This is a genomic window from Francisella sp. AG1 (assembly GCF_057683165.1).
Genome location: NZ_CM173135.1, coordinates 1,152,997 through 1,173,567, shown reverse-complemented (window position 1 = coordinate 1,173,567; position 20,571 = coordinate 1,152,997). Strand labels below are relative to the sequence as shown.

The following is a 20,571-nucleotide window of genomic DNA, read 5'->3' as shown; positions in this document are numbered from 1 at the left end:
AATGTTTGAATTAGTACCAGGAAAGCTATCAACTAAAGATATATTTGAATTATTGAACTCGGATCTAAAAATCAAACTTGTAGATATTGCTTATGATAAAATCAAAAGCTCATATCAGGTTGTCCAAGATATAATTAAAGAAGATCGTACTGTATATGGCATAAATACAGGCTTTGGCTTACTAGCTAGTAAAAAAATTAAAAAAGAAGAATTAAAAGATTTACAGCGCCGTATAGTACTATCTCATGCTGCAGGTGTTGGTGAAGCATTAGATACTAGTATAGTTAAGTTAGTAATATTATTAAAAATTAATAGCTTATCTCAAGGTTACTCAGGTGTTTCGGTTAATCTAGTTGATACTTTGATAGAGATATATAATAGTAATATATATCCAGTAATTCCATCGCAAGGGTCAGTAGGTGCTTCAGGAGATTTAGCACCACTTGCTCATATGTCTATGGTTGTTATGGGCGAAGGTCAAGCAATATACAAAGGCAAATTACTGACTGGTGAGGAGGCATTAAAACAGGCTGGTATAAAACCTGTTATATTAGCAGAAAAAGAAGGTTTAGCACTTTTAAATGGGACTCAGGTTTCAACTGCTATAGCTTTGGTTGGGTTGATGAGAGTACATGTTAATTTTACAGTTGCGACTATTGCTGGAGCTATAAGCTTAGATGCAATAGCAGGAAGTATAAAACCATTTGCTCATTTCATACATAAAGCAAAAAATTCTGCTGATCAAATTAGATTTGCAGAAGTAATGTCTGATTTAATAGAAGATAGTGAGATTTTAAAAAATCATATAAATTGCTCACGAGTTCAAGATCCTTATTCTATAAGGTGTCAGCCTCAGGTTATGGGGGCTATTTTGAAACATTTGAAGCATGTTGAAGAGAGCTTAGTAGATGAAGCTAATGGTGTTTCTGATAATCCTTTGATATGTCCAGAGACCAAAAATATAGTTTCAGGAGGAAATTTTCATGCTGAAATGACAGCTATTAGTGCTGATCTAGCTACTATATCTTGTTCAGAAATTGGAGCAATTTCTGAAAGAAGAATATCTTTGTTAATAGATAAGAATTTAAGTGGTCTTCCTGCTTTTTTAATAAGTGAGCCAGGTTTAAATTCTGGTTTTATGTTAGCTCATGTAACAGCATCTGCTTTAGCTAGTGAGAATAAGACGCTATCTCATCCTGCCTCTGTAGATAGTTTGCCTACATCAGCAAATCAAGAAGATCATGTAAGTATGGCTACATTTGGCGCAAATAAATTAATAAAAGTCGCAGATAATGTGTTAAATATTTTAGCAATAGAAACATTAGCAGCATGTCAAGGAGTTGATTTTAGAGCACCATTAAAAACCTCATCAAAATTGCAAAAGCAACTGAATATTATTAGAAATCATATTCCATTTTATGAAGAAGATAGATTTTTTGCTAAAGATATAGATAAAGCAAGAGATATAATAAGTGATCCAGGTTATTATCAACCATTAAGACAAGAATTATTTAATTATTAAAGTTATGAAGGAATGTTTGATGATATATGACTTAGTTATAGAAAATGCAGCTGTATTTACTGCTGATACTAATAATACATTATTAAAAAAAGCCGTTATTTATATCAAAGATTCAAAAATCGTTGATATTTCTACACAAAATAAAGTTTATGAATCAAAGAATAAAATCAATGCACAAGGATGCTTAATAACTCCTGGGTTAATAGATTGCCATACTCATTTGATATATGCTGGAAATAGATCAGATGAGTTTGAAATGCGGCTTCTTGGTGATTCTTATGCTGAAATAGCTAAAAAAGGTGGTGGGATACTCTCAACAGTAAAAGCAACTAGAAAAGCAACTGAACAAGAGTTGTTAGAATTAGCAAAATCTAGAATAAATGTGATGTTTAATCACGGAGTTACAACTTTAGAAATAAAATCAGGTTATGGGTTGGATCTACAAAATGAATTAAAAATACTCAAAGTAGCTAAAGCTTTAAGTCAAGAGGTTAATTCTTCAATAATATCAACATTTTTGGGTGCTCATGAAATACCTCCAGAATATAAACTTAACTCAGATAATTATATAGATTATTTGATATCTGATGTTTTACCGTTAGTAATTAAAGAAAAGTTAGCTACTTTTATTGATGCTTTTTGTGAAAATATTGCCTTTAATGCAAAACAAGTTGAGAAACTTTTTATTGAAGCTAAGAAGCTGGGACTTAAACTTAAGCTTCATGCTGAGCAGTTATCTGATCAAAAAGGTGCTGTAATGGCAGCTAAACATGGAGCAATATCTGTGGATCACTTAGAGTATTTAGCTGCTCAAGACTGTAAAAAAATAGCAAATGGTAAAACAGTAGCAGTGTTGTTGCCAGGTGCATTTTATTTTCTCAAAGAAAAACAACTGCCACCAATGAGAGAATTAAAAGAAAATAGAATACCAATTGCTATTGCTACAGATGCAAACCCTGGAACATCGCCATTTTTATCATTGCCAATGATGATGAATATGTCTTGTATTTTTTTTGGATTAACTATTCAAGAAGCATTTAGGGGGGTAACTATTAATGCTGCAAAAGCTTTAGATATAGATAGTAAGATTGGCAGTGTTGAGATAGGAAAATATGCAGATCTTATATTATGGTCAACTAATAATTTAAATGATATTGTTTATAATCCAAATATTAATTATTGTAATAAAGTCATAAAAAATGGAGAAGTGGTTGGTTAGAAAGATTATTTTTGTAGATTTATTGCTTGAGTTTTAGCTTTTGTATGTAGCTTGTGGATGCCTACTAAGAGAGCTACTGTAAATAATGCAAATCCTAGCTGTACAATAGGAGAGGATATAATTAAAGCTCGACCATGGTAGAAACTCACAATATAGCTAGCTAGAGATGCTATCATATTTTTTGTAAAATTTGCCACTGAATTTGCTGTGCCAAAGTTTTGTTCTATTTGACTCATAGAGAATGAATATATAAGGGTTGAACTAAATGCAACATTCCCACATAGTACAAACATAGTAAGTGTATAAAGTATGGCATTATCAAGGTTTAGCATATTAAAGATAATTAGGACAACACAGCTCAAAGTAATGAGTGCAACGCTATAGTATAAGAATTTTAATTGTTGAACTCTAGTTGTATTTCGTTTGATATAAATATTTGCAAAAATTGCACTAACACAGCATAGACCGTAGTAAAAACAATATAAGAATGAGCCAGTTGAATAACTATTTAAATATATCAAAGCAGATGAAGATATATAAATAAATAAAGCAGCAAAAATTGTACCACTAGCAAATGTAGCTAACATGAAGACAGGATTTTTTAAGATTTGGAAATAACCAGGTATTAACTTTGTCAAATCATGTTGACGATCTTTGTGTTCTAAAGTTTCTTCTATTAAAAAAGCCAGTACAAGTATCACTAAACCATAAATAGTCAAAAAATGAAATGTACTTTGCCATGTATGAGTTAAGTTTGTAAGCACAGTACCTATAATTGGAGCAATAATTGGAGCTATTAATATTATTGCAATTATTGATGCTATAAGATTTGTTAATTGAGTACCTTTATAACAATCTCTAGCAATAGAAAAAGCTATTACAGCGCCAACTGAATCTGACAAGCCTTGTACTAATCTCATAGTTTCAAGCATCTTAAAACTATAACTATATGAGCATAAGACTGTACTAATAACATATATAATACAGCCAATTATAATAATCTTTTTACGCCCATACTTATCTGATATGGCACCCCAAAATAGCATACCAAAAGAGAAACCAAGAAAATAGGTTGCAAATGTTGTTAAAACTTCACTATCACTTACATTAAACTCTTGTGCAATCATTGGTATGGCAGGAGCATAGGTATTAATAGCAAAAGCGGGTAAAGCAGCAAATAGAGCTAAGATAATTGGAAATAATTTAGAATTTCTAGTTATGTAATTCATAGTTAAGAGAAATATTTATATATTTTTTTGAATACTTTCTAGTATATACTCTTTTAGATTTTTACCAACTAGTTTGTATCGCCAGCCTTTTAGAAGCTTATTATTGATTTGATTGTTATTAATACTTAAATTATATGCTAAAGAACGAATATCTTTTTTTGAAGCTATAAGAGTTGAGTCAAACTCAAGATATTTGGTTTGAGAATCAAAATATAAGATGATTTTATCAGTTAATTCAGGAGATAGCTTACTTCCTGATTTTTTCTCAATGATAATGTCTTTTATACCAGCGTTGGAGTTTAGAGATTCTGAAATTTCTTTTTTAATCCAAGGTTTTAGTTTTATGAGCTCTGGGTGTTCAAAAGTAACTGGCGATTTTTGGCTTATATGAGCAATTGTATATAGAAGCTTATTGTCAAATATAAATCTTACAGGAATATTTTTTTGCTGAGCGACTCTCTCACGCCATTGTGCTATTAATATTGCATTTTTTTGAACAGTCCCATTAAATTTTTGGATGTTACCTATTTTTGTGTGAATGTTATCTATAGAATTAAATTTAGTTTTTTCAACCTCTAAAAGTTCCTCATTGAAGCATTCATAATAATCACTGGTTTTTAATTTTTTATCTAAATACTGTTGTATTTCTATTAAGTGTTCAACATCTTTAAGGGCATAATTTAGCTGTTTTGGTGATAACGGTCTCTTACGCCAGTCTGAAAACTGAGATTCTTTTTCCATATCGATATCTAAAATCTCTTTTAATAAGGATTTTAGAGATAACTGGGTTTGGAAGCCAATAAATGCTGCCGCAAGTTGTGTATCAAAAATATTATTAACTTGACAGTTGAAAAATTTTTTTATGATAGGAATATCATTTGTAGCAGAGTGAATAATTTTTTGGATAGTTTTATCTTCAAAAACATCTTTAAGTAGAAAAAAATCCAACTCTTTTAGAGTATCTATCAAGAATATTTCATTTTCTGTAGCTATTTGAACTAAGCAAAGCTCAGGATAGTAGGTACGCATCCAATAGAATTCAGTATCTACGGCTATTTGTCTAGAGTTTTTTAGAGTTTTTATTAAATTGTTTAATTGTGTATTTGTATTTATTATCATTTTTATTTAGCAAAGATACATCTGGAGATTTTAAAATAGTCTCTTAAAGTATTTAAATTAGTATAAACATTTATATATGTTAACATTTTCATATATATATTGTTTAAATAATATTAGATGATTTCTAACAATTTAAAAGAATTTGATTTAAAAAGCTTTCTGATAAACTTGACTACTCATTCAGGTGTGTATCGTATGATCGATAAAAATGATGAGATAATATATATTGGTAAAGCAAAAAATCTTAAAAATCGTGTAAATAGTTATTTTTCAAAAGGTGCAAAAGATAGTAAAACTTTAATGATGGTTGCACAAGTAGTACGAATTGAGATAACTATCACTCCTAGTGATTATGAGGCATATTTATTAGAGAATACTTTAATTAAGCAACATATGCCTAAATATAATATTTTATTTAAAGATGATAAAAGCTATCCATATCTAGTAATTTCACACGATAAATTTCCTAGAGTATTTTTTCATCGAGGTAAAGCAGCGTATAGGAAAGGTCAATGTTTTGGGCCGTATGTCTCAATATCTTCTGTAAAAAATACTTTAAATATTATCCAAAAAATATTTCCAGTTAGACAGTGTGAGAATTCATATTATAAATCTCGTATTAGGCCGTGTTTACAATATCAAATTAAGCGGTGTTTAGCTCCATGTGTAGGGTTTGTGTCTAAAAATCAGTATGATGAACAGTTGGTAATATTAAAGAAATTTTTAGCTGGTAAATTTAACAGTGTATTAACAGAGATAGCGGAAAAGATGCACTTAGCATCAGAAAATATGGAGTATGAAAAAGCTCAAGTTTATCGTGATCAATTAGTGATTTTACGTAAGCTTCAGCAGCAGCAAATAGTTGATATTCAGACAGATAAAACTTTTGATGTAATTGGCATATACCTAGAGGATAATTACGCAAGTATAGCGTTGCTACAAATACAAAATGGTGAAGTAGTTGCTGATAGACAGTGGAGTATAGATACAAAAGGCCAAGATAAAACATCTATTATGCATGCTTTTTTGTCATATTTTTATTTAGGTAATGAGATACGCAATATTTGGCCCAAGAATATTATTTTATCAAAAGTTGATTTTGCTAATATTACTGATCTTATGGATAGTATTTCTAAAAACATAAACCAGCCATTGAATTGGATATTATCACCTGCAGCTGATAATTTTAAATGGCTTAAATTAGCAGAGCTAAATGCTCGGCAGAAACTAAATATATATACAAGTTCACAATCACAGTACCAAAAGCGTTTAAACTCTCTTAAGGAATTTCTTAAAATTGAAAGGGATATTAAACGTGTAGAATGTTTTGATATATCACATTTTCAAGGTGAAGCAACCGTAGCCTCCTGTGTTGTTTATACCAATGAGGGTGAGGATAGGAAATCTCACCGTAGATATAATATTAATGATATAACACCTGGTGATGATTATGCAGCTATATATCAAGTGGTGTATAGACGTGTTAAAGCTGGGGTTGAGGCTGATAACCTCCCTGATCTAATGATCATAGATGGAGGTAAAGGCCAAATTCATCAGGCAGAAAAAGTTTTTTTAGAATTAGATATCCAAAATAAAGTGCAGTTAGTTAGCCTTGGTAAAGGTGTTGAGAGGATTAGTGGAAAAGAAAAAATTTATAAAGGGTTTGATAATACTGAATATACGTTAAATGAGTATGATCCTGGCTTTCTGTTTTTACGCCAAGTTAGAGATTCTGCACATGATTATGCAATTAAAGCCCAACGTAAAAAAGTTAATTCAAATAGGCAATCATCAATAATTGAAGAGATCGAAGGAATTGGGCCAAAACGACGTAAAGCTTTGATAATGTATTTTGGCGGTTGGCAGGAATTAAGTAATGCTGCTATCGATGAGATTGCTAAGGTTAAGGGTATAAGTAAAAAATTAGCTCAAGCAATTTGGGAATGTTTCCATTAAAGAACTAAATTACAACTAATTAATATTGTATAATATTTGTATTTACCAAGATAAAATTTAAAAATAATTAAGAAAAAAATATTTATTATTTTAGGAGTTTGCTCAATACTCTTTTGCTATTTTTTTGTTGATAGACAGGTAGTTTGGTTTTTATATGAGCATAATTCAAGACAGTATACGTTTATGAAATTTTTTTCTGATGATATGATCTCTTTATTAAGTATGTTAATTTTTGCATTTTATATATATTATTTTATTAAGCTTTTATACAAGCAAATATCTGCTTTTGATGCAAAATTTTTGTTAGTTGCAAATGCTGTACTTATAGGTCAATTTATCAAAAATATATTAAAGGGTATCTTTGGTAGATATTGGACAGAAACCTTTAAGAATAATCCTTCTTTGATTAGAAATGATTTATATGGATTCAATTGGTTGACATTTGACAATATTAATAATTCTTTTCCTTCTGGTCATGCTACATTTATATTTTCATTTAGTGTAAGTATGTGAATTTTATTTCCTAAGCATCGATGGTTTTGGGTATTATTGACGTTTTTAGTTGTAGTTACGCAATTGTTACAATATTTTCACTTTGTTAGTGATCTAATTGCTGGAGCAATGTTAGGAGTAATTGTTGGTTATTATACAGCTCAATCATATGATAAGAAATCTAAATAAAAACACAAATCTCACAAAACTATAGTTATAAATTATCGATATGTTAAAATTATAACAAAATATTTAAATTCAATCTTTTAATAAATACTGAAATGAAACAAAGAAAAGCTATATCTCTAATATCCGGTGGTCTTGACTCCATGCTTGCAACAAAAATGATGGTAGATCAAGGTGTACATGTCGAGGGCATAAATTTCTTCACAGGTTTTTGTGTTGAAGGACATACTCATGCTATACGTAAACATGATAAAGAAAAACAAAAAAGAAATAATGCTCTGTGGGTTGCTGAGCAATTAGGCATAAAATTACACATTATAGATGTGATAGAAGAATATAAAGATGTGCTTTTGAACCCTAAATATGGTTATGGTGCGAATATGAATCCTTGCTTAGATTGTAAGATATTTATGGTTCGTAAGGCAAAAGAATGGGCAATTGAAAATGGTTTTGATTTTATAATTACTGGTGAAGTTATTGGTCAAAGGCCAATGTCACAGCGAAAAAGTACCATGCCAATAGTACAAAAACAATCAGGTATTGATGACCTATTACTAAGACCACTTAGTGCTAAAAATTTACCAGAAACAAAACCAGAAAGAGAAGGTTGGGTGGATAGATCAAAACTAATGGGGATTACTGGAAGAGGTAGGAAAGAGCAGATGAAAATGGCTCGTGATTGGGGGATTGAAGATTATGCATCTCCTGCTGGAGGGTGTTGTTTCCTTACAGATAAACAATATTCTGATAAATTAGTTGATTTATGGCAAGCACGTAATTCTAAGGAATATGAATTTGATGATATTATGCTTCTTAAAGTAGGTAGACATATTCGACTTAAACCGGAGTATAAGTTTATTATTGGTCGTGAAGAGGGTGAAAACAATTATTTAAATGGCTATAAAAATAAATTTGCTCATGTTTATTGCTCATCACATGGAGGTCCTTTGATACTTATAGATGGTGACTTTGATCGGCCAGATGAGGAATACGCAGCTACAATATTAGGCAGGTTTACTCAGGGTAAAAATGCAGATACTGTTACTATGGTATTTAACTACATAGATGGTACAAGTAAAGAGGTAACGGTAAAACCTATGGCTGCTGCTGATATTAAGAAAGAGTGGTACATATAAATGAAAGAATTAAATCTTGCAAGACTCTTATGCCCAATGCCTGTTATTAAAACCCAAAATGCTTTAAAAGGTATGAAAAAAGGTCAACAGCTAAAAGTGATATGCACAGACCATGGTACTATGCATGATATACCTGCCTGGTGCAAGGTTAATGATTATAAGCTTGTTAAAGCAGAGCAAGTAGAAGATAAATATGAATTTATAATTGAGGTTAAATAATGGATCATTCAGTTTTAAATGTATTAGTTTGCCCTATTTGTAAGTCAAACTTATACTATGATAAAGACAATCAATTTTTAGTTTGTAAAGCAGATAAATTAGCATATCCAATTAGAGAAAATATCCCCGTAATGCTAGTAGAAGAAGCTAAGAAATTAAATATTGAAGAGGTCAAAAAATATGACTAAAACTCATATCGTAATACCTGCTAGGCTAAAATCTACACGCTTGCCTAATAAAATGCTGGCTGATATTGCTGGTAAACCAATGATTCAAAGAGTTTTCGAGCAAGTATCAAAGTCAAAGTTTGATAGTATATTTATTGCTACTGATTCACAAGAAATTAAAACTGCTGCCAAAAAGTTTGGGGCTAATGTTGTAATGACAAAAGTTGATCATGAGTCAGGTACAGATAGGATCGCAGAGGCTGTAGAAAAACTGGGTTTTGATGATGAGGATATAGTTGTTAATATACAAGGTGATGAACCTTTAATTCCTATTGAAAACATTGAACAGGCAGCACGGCTTTTAATTAATAAAGATAGGGCTGTAGTTTCGACCCTTTGTGAAAAAATATTAACTTCTGAAGATATTTATAATTCAAACAATGTCAAAGTTGTTTTTGATAAGAATAATTACGCACTATATTTTAGTAGAGCCTCAATTCCTTTTGAGAGAGGAATTTCTGAGTATAATCAATTTAAAGAAGCTGAGTTTTTTAGACATATTGGTATTTATGTTTATAGAGTAGGTTTTCTAAAGCAGTATGCTAAGCTTACAGTATCACCTATTGAAAAATATGAAGCTCTTGAACAGCTTAGGGTTCTATATAATGGCTATAAGATAGCTATTGATCAAGCGATTAAAGAAACTCCTACAGGCGTTGATACTTTAGAGGATTTAGAAAAAATTAGGAAACTATTTTGATGTTTAAATTAGACTTACGTCTACAACAAGATACATTTGAAGTTTGTGAGATTTTAGATTGTAAAATCTTGCTAATGAATAATGCAAATTTACCATGGTTTGTAATAGTGCCTTTTACAGATAAGGTAGAGTGGTATGAGTTGGACGATCCTATACAATATAATATAAATAAGATTATAAATAAACTGTCTAAATTTTTAGTAGACCAATATAGTGTTGATAAATTAAATGTTGCAACTATAGGTAATGTCGTTAAGCAGATGCATATTCATGTGGTTGGACGTTTTCAAACTGATCAAGCATGGCCAGCCCCTGTTTGGGGAAATATAGAACCTAAATTGTATTCAAATAAAGATAAAAAAGCACTAATTAGTAAAGTTCAAGAGCTATTTTAAAGCTCTTGAGAGCCATAATAAGCTTTTGAAATATAAAACATAGGTTTGATATTAAATTTTTTATAATAATTTTCTTCTAAGTAACTAACATATGTTTCCAGAATTTTTGTTGGAATTAGGTGGATTGTAGAACCACCAAACCCTCCGCCAGTCATTCTAGCCCCATAAACCTCTTTGTGGCTTAGTGCTAATTCAACTAAATAGTTTAGTTCATCACAACTAACTCTATAATTATCTTTCAAAGATTTATGGGATTGATATAAAAGTTGTCCTAGATTTTTCCAGTCTTTAATTTTCATTGTTTTTGCAGAATCTAGCACTCTTTGGTTTTCAGTAAAAACATGTAAAGCTAATTTATAATCTTCATTAGAAAAATGGTTTTCTGTATTTTTAAGTTTTTGCTTATCAAGTTGTCTTAGAGATTTGATTTTATTAAAATTGGCGATATTTTCACAAACTTGTCGACGCTTGTTATAAGCTGATTCTGCAAGATTGTGTTTGATGTTTGTATCCACTATTAGTATATTAATTTGTTCGAGCTCAAAAGGTATATTATGATACTTAAAAGTTTCACAATCTATCATAGTAGCATTATTATACTGAGAAAATATACAAGCCATTTGATCCATTAGGCCACAGTTAGTACCAATATAATTGTGTTCAACTTTTTGGGCTATCTTAGCTAGATCTATTTTTGAGATATTGAGGTTAAAAAGCTCATTATATGCAAATGCCAAAGCAGTTGTTAATGATGCAGAGGATGAAAGACCAGCTCCAAAAGGTAAATCACTAAAAATGTAAATATTTGCTCCTTTTAAAGAGTTTAAAAAACCTTGTTTGATTATATTAAGTGTACCTTTTATATAGTTTTGCCAAGTATTTATAAGCTCTTGTTCAGTGTCATTTAAATCAAATGAGGTTGATTTATTAATATTTTCACTATAGACATTTACAGTTGTATCATTTCTTTTGGTAATAGCAATAAATGTACCTTTGTTAATTGCAAAAGGCATAACAAGCCCATTATTATAATCTGTATGTTCACCAATTAGATTTACCCTGCCTGGTGAAAAAAATATCTTAGCTTCATTGCTATTATATATCTCTTTAAAGCGTTTGATTAAGTTATCTTTAATAATACTCATTTTATAAATCTCTCAGAATTTTTGCAGCTAGTTCTGCTGTAATATCTCGCTGTGATTCACCAAGCATTTCAAAACCAACCATAAATTTTTTGATGGTTGCAGAACGTAATAAAGGAGGATAAAAGTGAGCGTGAAGCTGCCAGTAATCACATTCTTTAGCCCCAACTGAGCCGTGCCATCCCATAGAATAAGGAAAAGAAGTATCAAAAAGCTTATCATATTTAACTAATAAGGTTTTGAGGGCATTAGCTAACGATATTTTCTGCTTATCTGTTAAATAGTTTAAGTGTGAACATTTGAAATTTGGCAATAATAGTGTTTCATATGGCCATGTAGCCCAGAATGGCACAACTACAAGCCAGTCACTATTTTGATAAACAATTCTCTCTTTTTCTTTTATTTCTTTATTTGCATAATCTAATAGCATATTAGAATTATTTTTCCTAAAGTATTCTTTTTGAGTTTTTTGCTCTTTTAGTGCTTCTGTAGGTAGAAAATCACATGCCCATATTTGCCCATGAGGATGAGGATTGGAGCAACCCATAATTGCTCCTTTATTTTCAAAAACTTGAACCCACTGATATTTTTTACTTAATTTTGAAACCTCATGAGACCAAAGTTTTATAACTTTGTTAATATCATTCTCTTGCATTGAAGCCATAGTTAAATTATGTTGAGGTGAAAAACAAAGAACTTTAGTTATGCCGGTTGCTCTATCTATTTGAAATAGTTCACTATCAAGCTTTATATCAGTGATATTTAATTTTGATAGAGCTGAAAAGTCATTTTCAAATATGAATGTATCACTAAAATTTGGGTTTGTTTCTCCATTGGCTCTAGTATTAGTAGGGCATAAGTAGCATGTATCATCATATGTAGGTAGTGATATCTTAGGAGAGTCTTCAGATTGTCCTTGCCATGGCCTATTTAATCGGTGTGGAGATACTAAAATCCATTCATTTGTTAGTATGTTTTTTCTTCGATGAGAAAGTTTTATTTGAGAAATTTTTTCTGAAATGCTAATTTCCACTTTAAAACATCTTGTTTTATATTTTGATAATAGTATATCATGTCTTCTGATATTATTTAGCAAATTCATATGGGGAATTTATATGCAAAGTGACAAAAAAATTAATTTTATAGTTATTCGTGTGGCTTTAATAGCAGCCTTGGCAGGCTTGCTATTTGGTATGGATATAGGCTATGTAAATGGCTCTCTTCATCTTATATCTAAAACATTTGGTTTGTCAGTCTCGGAGAGTGGCCATATCTCCAGTATTTTATTATTAGGAGCAGCTTGTGGTGCTTTATTTAGTGGATTTCTATCAAAAAAATATGGTCGTAGAAAAGTGTTATTGATAGCAGCAGCTATTTTTTCAGTTTTCACAATCGTTGGAATAATTTCTCCCAACTATGAAGTATTTATTATTTCAAGGTTTGTTTTAGGGGTTGCTGTAGGGATTTCTTCATTTATAGCTCCTTTGTATTTATCTGAAATTGCACCAAAAGAGTTTAGAGGAGCTCTGATTGCTCTTTATCAATTGATGATAACAATTGGTTTATTTTTAGTTTTCTTAACTAACTCAGCATTAGAAAGTACGGGTTCGTGGCGAATGATGTTGGTGGTATTAGCGATTACCTCTATAATAATGTTTTTTGGATGTTTGACTTTACCTAGAAGCCCTAGATGGCTTATTTTAACAGGTAATGATGATGAAGCAGCTATAGTCCTTAAAAAAATTAGGTCTTGCGAAAATGAAGCTTTAGAGGAGCATAGAGAAATTAAACAGACTACTCATAAAGGAGTTAGTGTCTTATCTTTATTAAAGAAAAAGTTTTTTATAAAAATAGTACTTTTAGGTATAGCACTTCAGGCTTTTCAACAGTTTACAGGTATGAATGCTTTTATGTATTACTCGACTGATATTTTTAGATCAGCAGGTTTTAGTAATCCCTCTACATCTACAGTAGTGATTGGGCTATTAAATGTACTAACAACATTTTTAGCAATTAAATATGTAGATAAATTTGGGCGTAAACCAATACTGTATTTTGGATTGAGCTTACTTATAACTTCTTGTATTGTGGTTGGACTAATTTTTAAATTAAACTTCGTGTATGGCCAAGAAATGGTTATATCTCAAGCATTACAATGGACAGCTTTAATTTTTAGTTTATTGTTTATTTTTGGTTTTGCGATATCTATGGGACCAGTTGTTTGGATCTTATGTTCAGAAATACAGCCGATAGAGGGAAGAGATTTTGGTGTTACAGCATCCACAATGAGTAACTGGATTTGCAATGCAATTATAGGGAATTTTGCTTTGACTTGGTTGACATTTTACCCTGGTAGTACTTTCTTTGGCTTTGCTATAGCATGTGTTCTTTGTGTATTTTTTGTTAAATTTTTTGTCCCAGAGACAAAAGGTGTATCTTTAGAAGAGATAGAAAATAATCTTAGATCAGGTAAGCGATTAGCTAAAATAGGAAGTTAATAAAATCCGTCTATTTTAATTTAAATTAAAATTTTTTTGAAACTATAATATTCAATTCATGTTTGTCAATACAATTAATAACTATATCTGCTGTTAAATTTATTGTTTTACATATTTTTTTCTTATTAAATTTAGTTGTTTAATAAAGTTAAGGATTAGTATTATGAATACTCTAGGTGAGTATAAAAAAATTGTATATTTGATTGCAACTATTGCCGCGCTTGGCGGTTTATTGTTTGGATTGGATCAGGGTTTTATAGCAAATGCCGGTAGTACTTTAGATCATGTTTATCATATTTCTACTGGTAGTATAATGGAGGGCAAGTTCAATGCTGTTTTAGCATATGGTGGAATCTTTGGAACTCTTTGTAGTGGGTTTTTTACTAGATACTTAGGTAGAAAAAATACCTTGTTGGTAGCAGGTTCCTCATTTTTAATAGGTGCATTGGTGTCATCAGTATTACCTAGCTTCCAGGTGCTTTCTGCCAGTAGATTTTTATTAGGGTTTGGGGTTGGTTTAGCTTCTTTTGCAACACCGTTATATTTGGCGGAAACAGCTCCAACTAAAATACGTGGTTCAATGGCTTCATTGTTTCAACTGATGATAACATTTGGGATATTTTTAATCTGTTTAGTAAATGTAGTTATTGTTAAGTTTGTGGCAAGTGAAAACATATCATTAACGCTGATGTTTAGTGTTATTTCAATATTTGCTTTATTAATGTTGATTAGTAGCTGCTTTCTACCTAAAAGTCCAAGATGGTTAATGCTTAAGAATAAAGAGGCTGAAGCAAGAGATGTGTTGGTGAAACTTAGAAAAGAAAAGGATGTTGATGCTGAAATAGCAGAGATTAAGCATAAGAATATGCTAAAAAGCTATTCAGTAAAAGAAACTCTAAGTAAGGCATATTTTTGGAAAATATTAGCAGTTGGGGTTGTAATTCAAATGTTTCAACAATTGGTTGGGATTAACGCAATGATCTATTATGCACCAAGCTTTTTGCACAATGCTGGCTTAAATGTTTTATTAGCAGGCTTAGCAGTGTTTTTTGTGAATTTTCTTTCAACTTTTCCTGCAATTCGTTGGGTTGAAAAATGGGGTAGAAAAAAATTACTTACAGTAGGAGCTGTTATAATGGCTACAGCATTAATAGTTGTAGCAATATGTTTTTATATGATTGATATTGTAGGGGTTAATTCTGAAATTCCTAAATATATATTATTAATGTCATGTTTGGTTTATATTTTTGGTTTTGCTTGCTCATGGGGGCCGGCAGCGTGGATTTTATGTTCTGAGATCTTTCCTCAAAATATTCGTGAGCTTGGAATGACTATTACGACTATAGTTAACTGGACTTTTGTTTGGATTGTTGTTGCTTACTCAAATGTAATTATGAAAGCTGGTAGTTGGGGTAACCCCGATATGTTTATTAGTTATGCTATTTTTTGTGTTATTGCTATTGTGTTTTTGAAGTTTTTTGTTCCTGAAACAAAAGGCGTAAGCCTCGAAAAGATTGAAAGTGATCTTATATCAGGTAAAAAAATACGTAATTTAGGTAAGTAGTTAGATTTTAATACAGTTGTATTTTTGTGCTAAATAATGTATTATATCGACTGTAATTATTAATAGTTAAATCAAAAAAAATAAGGAACTATAATTATGAAAGCTTCAGCTAGACATTTGCTAGTACAATCAGAATCTGAATGTCAACAAATTAAAAAAGACATAACTGAAGGTAAAACCACTTTTGAGGAAGCGGCTAAAAAACATTCTCTATGCCCTTCGGGAGCTAGAGGTGGTGATTTAGGTACTTTCTCTCAAGGACAAATGGTTCCTGAATTTGATAAGGTTGTATTTAATGATGAGCTAAATAAAGTTCATGGACCAGTGCAAACTCAATTTGGTTATCATCTATTAGAAGTTACATCTCGCGGATAATTTAAATTTCTCATAATTTTAAAATTATTTAATAAAATTTCTCATATAAAATTTACGGATAAAAATGAATTCTGAAACTAAAAAAGATTTTAGTCAGCTTGGGCTAAGCCAAGATATTATAGATACTGTTACTAAATTAGGATATGAAAATCCTACTCCAATACAACAGTATGCTATTCCATATATCTTATCGGGTAGAGACGTGCTGGGTCAAGCACAGACGGGTACAGGTAAAACAGCGGCTTTCGCTTTACCTTTAATAAACAATATGGATCTGGAATCTAGAGATAGAGCTCCTCAGATCTTAGTATTAGCTCCAACAAGAGAGTTAGCTATACAGGTTGCGGAGCAATTTGAAGCTTTTGCAAAAAATATACCTAATTTGGATGTTACTTGTATATATGGTGGCCAAGAGTATGGCTCACAAATTAGAGCATTAAAAAAAGGTGTTAAAGTAGTAGTTGGTACTACTGGTAGAGTAATGGATCACATTCAAAAAGGTACATTACAGTTAGATAATCTAAGAGCATTAGTTTTAGATGAAGCTGATGAAATGCTTAGAATGGGCTTTATTGATGATGTAAAATTTGTTTTGAGCCATGTTTCTGATGAATGTCAGAGATTGCTTTTTTCGGCAACTATTCCTAATGATATTGCTGATATTATTCAAGAATACCTTAGAAACCCATGTAAAATTCAAGTAAAAGCAAAAACTAAAACAGCTAATACTGTTACACAAAAGTTTATAGTTGTTAAAGGTTTTAGAAAAATAGATGCTTTAGATAGGTTACTAGAAACCGAAGAAAGTGATGGTATTATCATATTTGTCAAAACTAAAACTAGTACGATTGAAGTTGCAGATAACTTAAAAGCACTTGGTTATAAAGTAGCAGCAATCAATGGTGACATGCAGCAATCACAGCGTGAGTATATAGTAGATCAATTTAGAACTTCTAAATCTGATATTTTGGTTGCTACAGATGTTGTTGCTAGAGGAATAGATCTTGAGCGAATTAGCCATGTTATTAATTATGATTTGCCAAATGATGCAGATACTTATGTACATAGAATAGGCCGTACAGGTAGAGCTGGGCGTGAAGGTACATCTATATCATTAGTTCCACTAAAAGAAATGAGATTTTTACGTATAGTAGAAAGATTTACAAGTTCTAAAATGCAAGAAATTTTTATGCCAAGCGCAAAAGATTTAGCAGATAGTAGAATTGAAAACTTCAAATCTAGAATAACATCTGCATTGGAAAAGAATAAGTCTTTAGATAAGTACAAAGAAATTATTACTAGTATTCGTGATGAGGCAGAGCTTGAATCTGATGATCTATTGGCTGTGCTTACATTGCTTGCTCAAGATAAAAAGACTTTTTTCCCAAGAGAAATTCAAGCTAGAGAGGACAAGCCACGCAGAGATAGAAGCTCTAGAGATGATAGAAAAGATAATCGCTTTGAACGTAAAAATGATAGGGGTGATAGAAGAGATAATCGCTTTGATAGAGCTGACAGAAAACCACGCCGAACTGTAGATATTGATCTAACAACATATAAATTAGAAGTTGGTCGTGATAATGATGTTCAACCTAGAAATATAGTTGGGGCAATAGCTAATGAAGGAAATATAGATAGCAAGCATATTTGTAATATTTCTATTCAGAAGGATCATACTATGGTAGATTTACCAGCTAACTTAAGTCCAAAAGTTGTTGAACATTTAAGAAAAGTTTGGGTTGCTGGAAAAAAACTAAATCTGCAACAGAAGTAATAATCAAAATATGAAACTTATATAAATGTTGTATGAGTTTCATAATCTATTTTATATAAATAACATTATTAATGTTGTTTTCTTAGCAATACACTAATTAATTTTCATATAACTTAATTTTGAAGCGAAAGTGAAATATAATATAGCAATTTTATTGATATAATCAACGCCACTATATTTTATAATTAGATTGGTTAATAATATGAGTGAAAGTTCCGGTAAAAAATTTAGAACTGTTTTAGAGAGGAATACTCCTTTACAAATTGTGGGTACAGTAAATGCTTATAGTGCTATTTTAGCTAAGTCTGTTGGGTTTGAAGCCATATATGTTTCTGGTGGTGCTTTATCTGCGGTATCTTATGGAATGCCAGATCTAGGTATTATTGATTTAAATGATGTGTTGATTGATGTTAATCGTATTACTAATGCTGTTGATATTCCTGTTATTGTTGATATAGATACTGGCTTTGGAGATGCTTTTGGTATATCTAGAGCAATAAAATCTATGATTAAAGTAGGGGCTGCTGGTATTCATATCGAAGATCAAGTATCTCAAAAACGCTGTGGACATCGGCCAAATAAGCAATTAGTTTCAACTAAAGAAATGTGTGATAGGCTAATTATTGCTGATAATCAAAGGTTTAAGCTAGATCCTAATTTTTATTTGATAGCCCGTACAGATGCAATTGCCTCAGAAGGAATTGAAAAAGCATTAGAACGAGCTTTGGCCTATCAAAACTGTGGTGTGGATGCTATTTTTGTTGAAGCATGTCAAAGTCTTACTGATTATAAAATATTTACAGAAGCATTAGATATACCTGTCTTAGCTAATATTACAGAATTTGGTAGTACACCTTTATTTACGGTTAATGAGTTAAGTAGCGTGGATGTTGGAATTGTTCTATACCCATTTACAGCAACAAGAATGATGAATCAATCAGCATTAGAAGCATATGAAGTTGTAAAAAGACAAGGAACACAAAAAGAAATTATTCAAAAAATGCAAACAAGAGAAGAGCTTTATAATTATCTAGGTTATCATAAGTATGAAAATTATTTAGATGAACTATTTGAAAGGTAAGATAAAGAGATTAAATATTCTCTGGAATAAAGTATTTGGAGCTTTTGTTTTATTTATAGGAGTAAAGTTGTATAATGTGTCGAATCAACTATTGAATCATAAATATTTATAAATGAGTAACTATATTTTTATAGTTTCTGCACCATCAGGTGCTGGTAAGAGTTCTTTATTAAAAGCTTTTCTAGAAACAAAAATAGGTAAAGATGATTTTGCAGTAGCAACATCTCATACAACAAGAAATCCACGCCAAGGTGAAACAAATGGTAAGGAGTATCACTTTGTCTCGATAGAAGAGTTCGAAAAGATGATAAAAGATGATGGCTTTATAGAGTTTGCCAAAGTTTTTAAGAATTATTATGGAACTTCCAAAATAGAGATTGATAGATTGCTTGATGCAGGAAAAAATATAATACTTGAGATTGACTGGCAAGGAGCGCAACAAACTCGAACTATTTATAAAGATAAAGCAAAGAGCTTATTTATATTACCACCATCTTTGAATGAATTAAGGAAACGCCTAGAGTATAGGAATACTGATTCTAAGGAGATTATTGATTATCGTATGGAACAAGCAGAATCTGAGCTATCGCATGCAAGTGAATATGATTATCAGCTTATAAATGATGATTTTAGTCAATCATTAGGTCAATTATGTGAATATTTCAATGAAAATATCCAAAGTTAAAAACTAAAGGAGAACATTTGGATGTTAAACCAAACATTAATAAAAGATAAAATATCTCAAGCTAGGCAACAATTACCTAGTTTAAAAAATAACTCTGCAGAAACAGAAAAATATATGCAAGAGATTAGAGAATTACTTCAGAATAATAATGCTTGTTTAGTAGCGCATTACTATGTGGAAGCTGAGATTCAAGAGCTTGCTGAGAACTCAGGAGGTTTTGTTGGGGATTCTTTAGCTATGGCTAAATTTGGGTTAGAAAGTGATTGTGAAACCTTAGTGGTTGCAGGAGTCAGGTTTATGGGAGATTCTGCAAAAATTCTTAGCCCAGAAAAAAAGATTTTGATGCCAACTTTAGATGCTGAATGTTCCCTAGATTTAAGTTGTAATAATGGTAAATTTAAAGAGTTCATAAATATTTACCCAGATAGAGAAGTTGTTGTGTATGTAAACACATCAGCTGAAATAAAAGCATTAGCTGATTGGACTGTCACATCATCAAATGCTCTTGAGATTTGTTCTTATTTACATAAGCAAGGAAAGAAAATAGTCTGGGGACCTGATAGATTTTTGGGTGATTGGATTGCTAAGCAAACTGGAGCTGATATGGTTTTGTATGATGGGAGCTGTATTGTACATGAAGAGTTTAAGGCAGAAGCTTTAGATGATTTAATGCTAGAGTATCCTGAGGCTGCTGTTCTTGTCCACCCAGAGTCACCAGCTGAGATTATAGAAAGAGCTGATGCTGTTGGTTCAACTTCTCAGTTAATAATAGCAAGCCAAAAAATGGACAATGATAAATTTATAGTTGCTACAGAAGTTGGTGTATTTTATAAAATGAAACAATTATCTCCTAACAAGCAATTCATTCCAGCTCCAACAGCTGGGCGTGGAGCAACTTGCCAGTCTTGTGCAAAGTGTCCATGGATGAAGCTTAATCAGCTCAAAAATTTAAAAGATTGTTTAATTGATCAATCTAATGAGATTTTTGTTGATGAAAATACTCGTCAAAGAGCACTTATTCCATTAAATAGAATGGTAAATTTTTAGGGGAT

21 protein-coding genes are annotated in these 20,571 nt (G+C 31.2%); 17 read left to right on the top strand and 4 right to left on the bottom strand.

Annotated elements, in window-relative coordinates; all coding sequences use genetic code 11:
* Position 1: 1 nt before the first annotated feature.
* Complete coding sequence (hutH, locus tag ACR0PV_RS06130; protein WP_488172264.1) at positions 2 to 1,522, top strand: histidine ammonia-lyase; 1,521 nt, start codon at positions 2 to 4, stop codon at positions 1,520 to 1,522.
* A gap of 19 nt (positions 1,523 to 1,541) precedes the next feature.
* A complete protein-coding gene (hutI, locus tag ACR0PV_RS06125) occupies positions 1,542 to 2,741 on the top strand; it encodes an imidazolonepropionase (protein ID WP_488172263.1) in 1,200 nt (399 codons plus the stop codon).
* 5 nt (positions 2,742 to 2,746) lie between these two features.
* On the opposite strand, the gene ACR0PV_RS06120 is transcribed toward hutI, so the two are convergent.
* Both ACR0PV_RS06120 and ACR0PV_RS06115 read right to left on the bottom strand, forming a co-directional pair.
* Entirely contained in the window at positions 2,747 to 3,970 is a 1,224-nt protein-coding gene (locus ACR0PV_RS06120; RefSeq protein ID WP_488172262.1) for a Bcr/CflA family efflux MFS transporter, read from the bottom strand.
* 15 nt (positions 3,971 to 3,985) lie between these two features.
* On the bottom strand, positions 3,986 to 5,089 hold the full coding sequence (locus ACR0PV_RS06115) for a ribonuclease D (protein ID WP_488172261.1): 1,104 nt from the start codon (positions 5,087 to 5,089) through the stop codon (positions 3,986 to 3,988).
* Positions 5,090 to 5,206: 117 nt separating this feature from the next.
* Here ACR0PV_RS06115 and uvrC point away from each other — a divergent pair, with 117 nt between their 5' ends.
* The 8 genes from uvrC (at position 5,207) to ACR0PV_RS06075 (ending at position 10,400) form a co-directional block, all read left to right on the top strand.
* Positions 5,207 to 7,045: an excinuclease ABC subunit UvrC gene (gene uvrC, locus ACR0PV_RS06110; protein WP_488172260.1), complete on the top strand. Its 1,839-nt coding sequence runs from the start codon at positions 5,207 to 5,209 to the stop codon at positions 7,043 to 7,045.
* A gap of 183 nt (positions 7,046 to 7,228) precedes the next feature.
* Positions 7,229 to 7,558 (top strand): hypothetical protein, encoded by a 330-nt coding sequence (locus ACR0PV_RS06105; protein WP_488172259.1) that lies wholly within the window; start codon positions 7,229 to 7,231, stop codon positions 7,556 to 7,558.
* Positions 7,559 to 7,726, top strand: coding sequence for a phosphatase PAP2 family protein (locus ACR0PV_RS06100; RefSeq protein ID WP_488173972.1), 168 nt, complete (start codon positions 7,559 to 7,561; stop codon positions 7,724 to 7,726). It abuts the gene before it with no gap.
* A gap of 92 nt (positions 7,727 to 7,818) precedes the next feature.
* Positions 7,819 to 8,859, top strand: a complete 1,041-nt coding sequence (locus ACR0PV_RS06095) for a tRNA (5-methylaminomethyl-2-thiouridylate)-methyltransferase (RefSeq protein WP_488172258.1) — start codon at positions 7,819 to 7,821, stop codon at positions 8,857 to 8,859.
* Positions 8,860 to 9,078, top strand: a complete 219-nt coding sequence (locus tag ACR0PV_RS06090) for a sulfurtransferase TusA family protein (RefSeq protein WP_488172257.1) — start codon at positions 8,860 to 8,862, stop codon at positions 9,076 to 9,078.
* Positions 9,078 to 9,266: a Trm112 family protein gene (locus ACR0PV_RS06085; protein ID WP_488172256.1), complete on the top strand. Its 189-nt coding sequence runs from the start codon at positions 9,078 to 9,080 to the stop codon at positions 9,264 to 9,266. Before ACR0PV_RS06090 ends, ACR0PV_RS06085 begins: the two co-directional genes overlap by 1 nt.
* Positions 9,259 to 10,005, top strand: coding sequence for a 3-deoxy-manno-octulosonate cytidylyltransferase (kdsB, locus tag ACR0PV_RS06080; protein WP_488172255.1), 747 nt, complete (start codon positions 9,259 to 9,261; stop codon positions 10,003 to 10,005). Before ACR0PV_RS06085 ends, kdsB begins: the two co-directional genes overlap by 8 nt.
* Complete coding sequence (locus ACR0PV_RS06075; RefSeq protein WP_488172254.1) at positions 10,005 to 10,400, top strand: HIT domain-containing protein; 396 nt, start codon at positions 10,005 to 10,007, stop codon at positions 10,398 to 10,400. The genes kdsB and ACR0PV_RS06075 overlap by 1 nt, the downstream gene beginning before the upstream one ends.
* Here the strand turns inward: ACR0PV_RS06075 and ACR0PV_RS06070 are convergent.
* Both ACR0PV_RS06070 and ACR0PV_RS06065 read right to left on the bottom strand, forming a co-directional pair.
* On the bottom strand, positions 10,397 to 11,545 hold the full coding sequence (locus ACR0PV_RS06070) for a galactokinase (protein ID WP_488172253.1): 1,149 nt from the start codon (positions 11,543 to 11,545) through the stop codon (positions 10,397 to 10,399). The genes ACR0PV_RS06075 and ACR0PV_RS06070 overlap by 4 nt on opposite strands.
* 1 nt (position 11,546) lies before the next feature.
* Entirely contained in the window at positions 11,547 to 12,569 is a 1,023-nt protein-coding gene (locus ACR0PV_RS06065) for a UDP-glucose--hexose-1-phosphate uridylyltransferase (RefSeq protein WP_488173971.1), read from the bottom strand.
* An 88-nt stretch (positions 12,570 to 12,657) separates the two neighbouring features.
* Between ACR0PV_RS06065 and ACR0PV_RS06060 the strand changes: the two genes are divergently transcribed.
* The 7 genes from ACR0PV_RS06060 (at position 12,658) to nadA (ending at position 20,566) form a co-directional block, all read left to right on the top strand.
* Complete coding sequence (locus ACR0PV_RS06060) at positions 12,658 to 14,040, top strand: sugar porter family MFS transporter (RefSeq protein ID WP_488172252.1); 1,383 nt, start codon at positions 12,658 to 12,660, stop codon at positions 14,038 to 14,040.
* A gap of 163 nt (positions 14,041 to 14,203) precedes the next feature.
* On the top strand, positions 14,204 to 15,604 hold the full coding sequence (locus tag ACR0PV_RS06055; protein WP_488172251.1) for a sugar porter family MFS transporter: 1,401 nt from the start codon (positions 14,204 to 14,206) through the stop codon (positions 15,602 to 15,604).
* Positions 15,605 to 15,700: 96 nt separating this feature from the next.
* Complete coding sequence (locus ACR0PV_RS06050; RefSeq protein WP_488172250.1) at positions 15,701 to 15,979, top strand: peptidylprolyl isomerase; 279 nt, start codon at positions 15,701 to 15,703, stop codon at positions 15,977 to 15,979.
* A 64-nt stretch (positions 15,980 to 16,043) separates the two neighbouring features.
* Positions 16,044 to 17,753 carry a DEAD/DEAH box helicase gene (locus tag ACR0PV_RS06045; protein WP_488172249.1) on the top strand — a complete coding sequence of 570 codons (1,710 nt, stop codon included), beginning with the start codon at positions 16,044 to 16,046 and terminating at the stop codon, positions 17,751 to 17,753.
* 202 nt (positions 17,754 to 17,955) lie between these two features.
* Complete coding sequence (gene prpB / locus ACR0PV_RS06040; protein WP_488172248.1) at positions 17,956 to 18,834, top strand: methylisocitrate lyase; 879 nt, start codon at positions 17,956 to 17,958, stop codon at positions 18,832 to 18,834.
* 112 nt (positions 18,835 to 18,946) lie between these two features.
* On the top strand, positions 18,947 to 19,519 hold the full coding sequence (gmk, locus tag ACR0PV_RS06035) for a guanylate kinase (protein ID WP_488172247.1): 573 nt from the start codon (positions 18,947 to 18,949) through the stop codon (positions 19,517 to 19,519).
* Between the two features lie 21 nt (positions 19,520 to 19,540).
* Positions 19,541 to 20,566, top strand: coding sequence for a quinolinate synthase NadA (gene nadA / locus ACR0PV_RS06030; RefSeq protein ID WP_488172246.1), 1,026 nt, complete (start codon positions 19,541 to 19,543; stop codon positions 20,564 to 20,566).
* Positions 20,567 to 20,571: the final 5 nt, after the last annotated feature.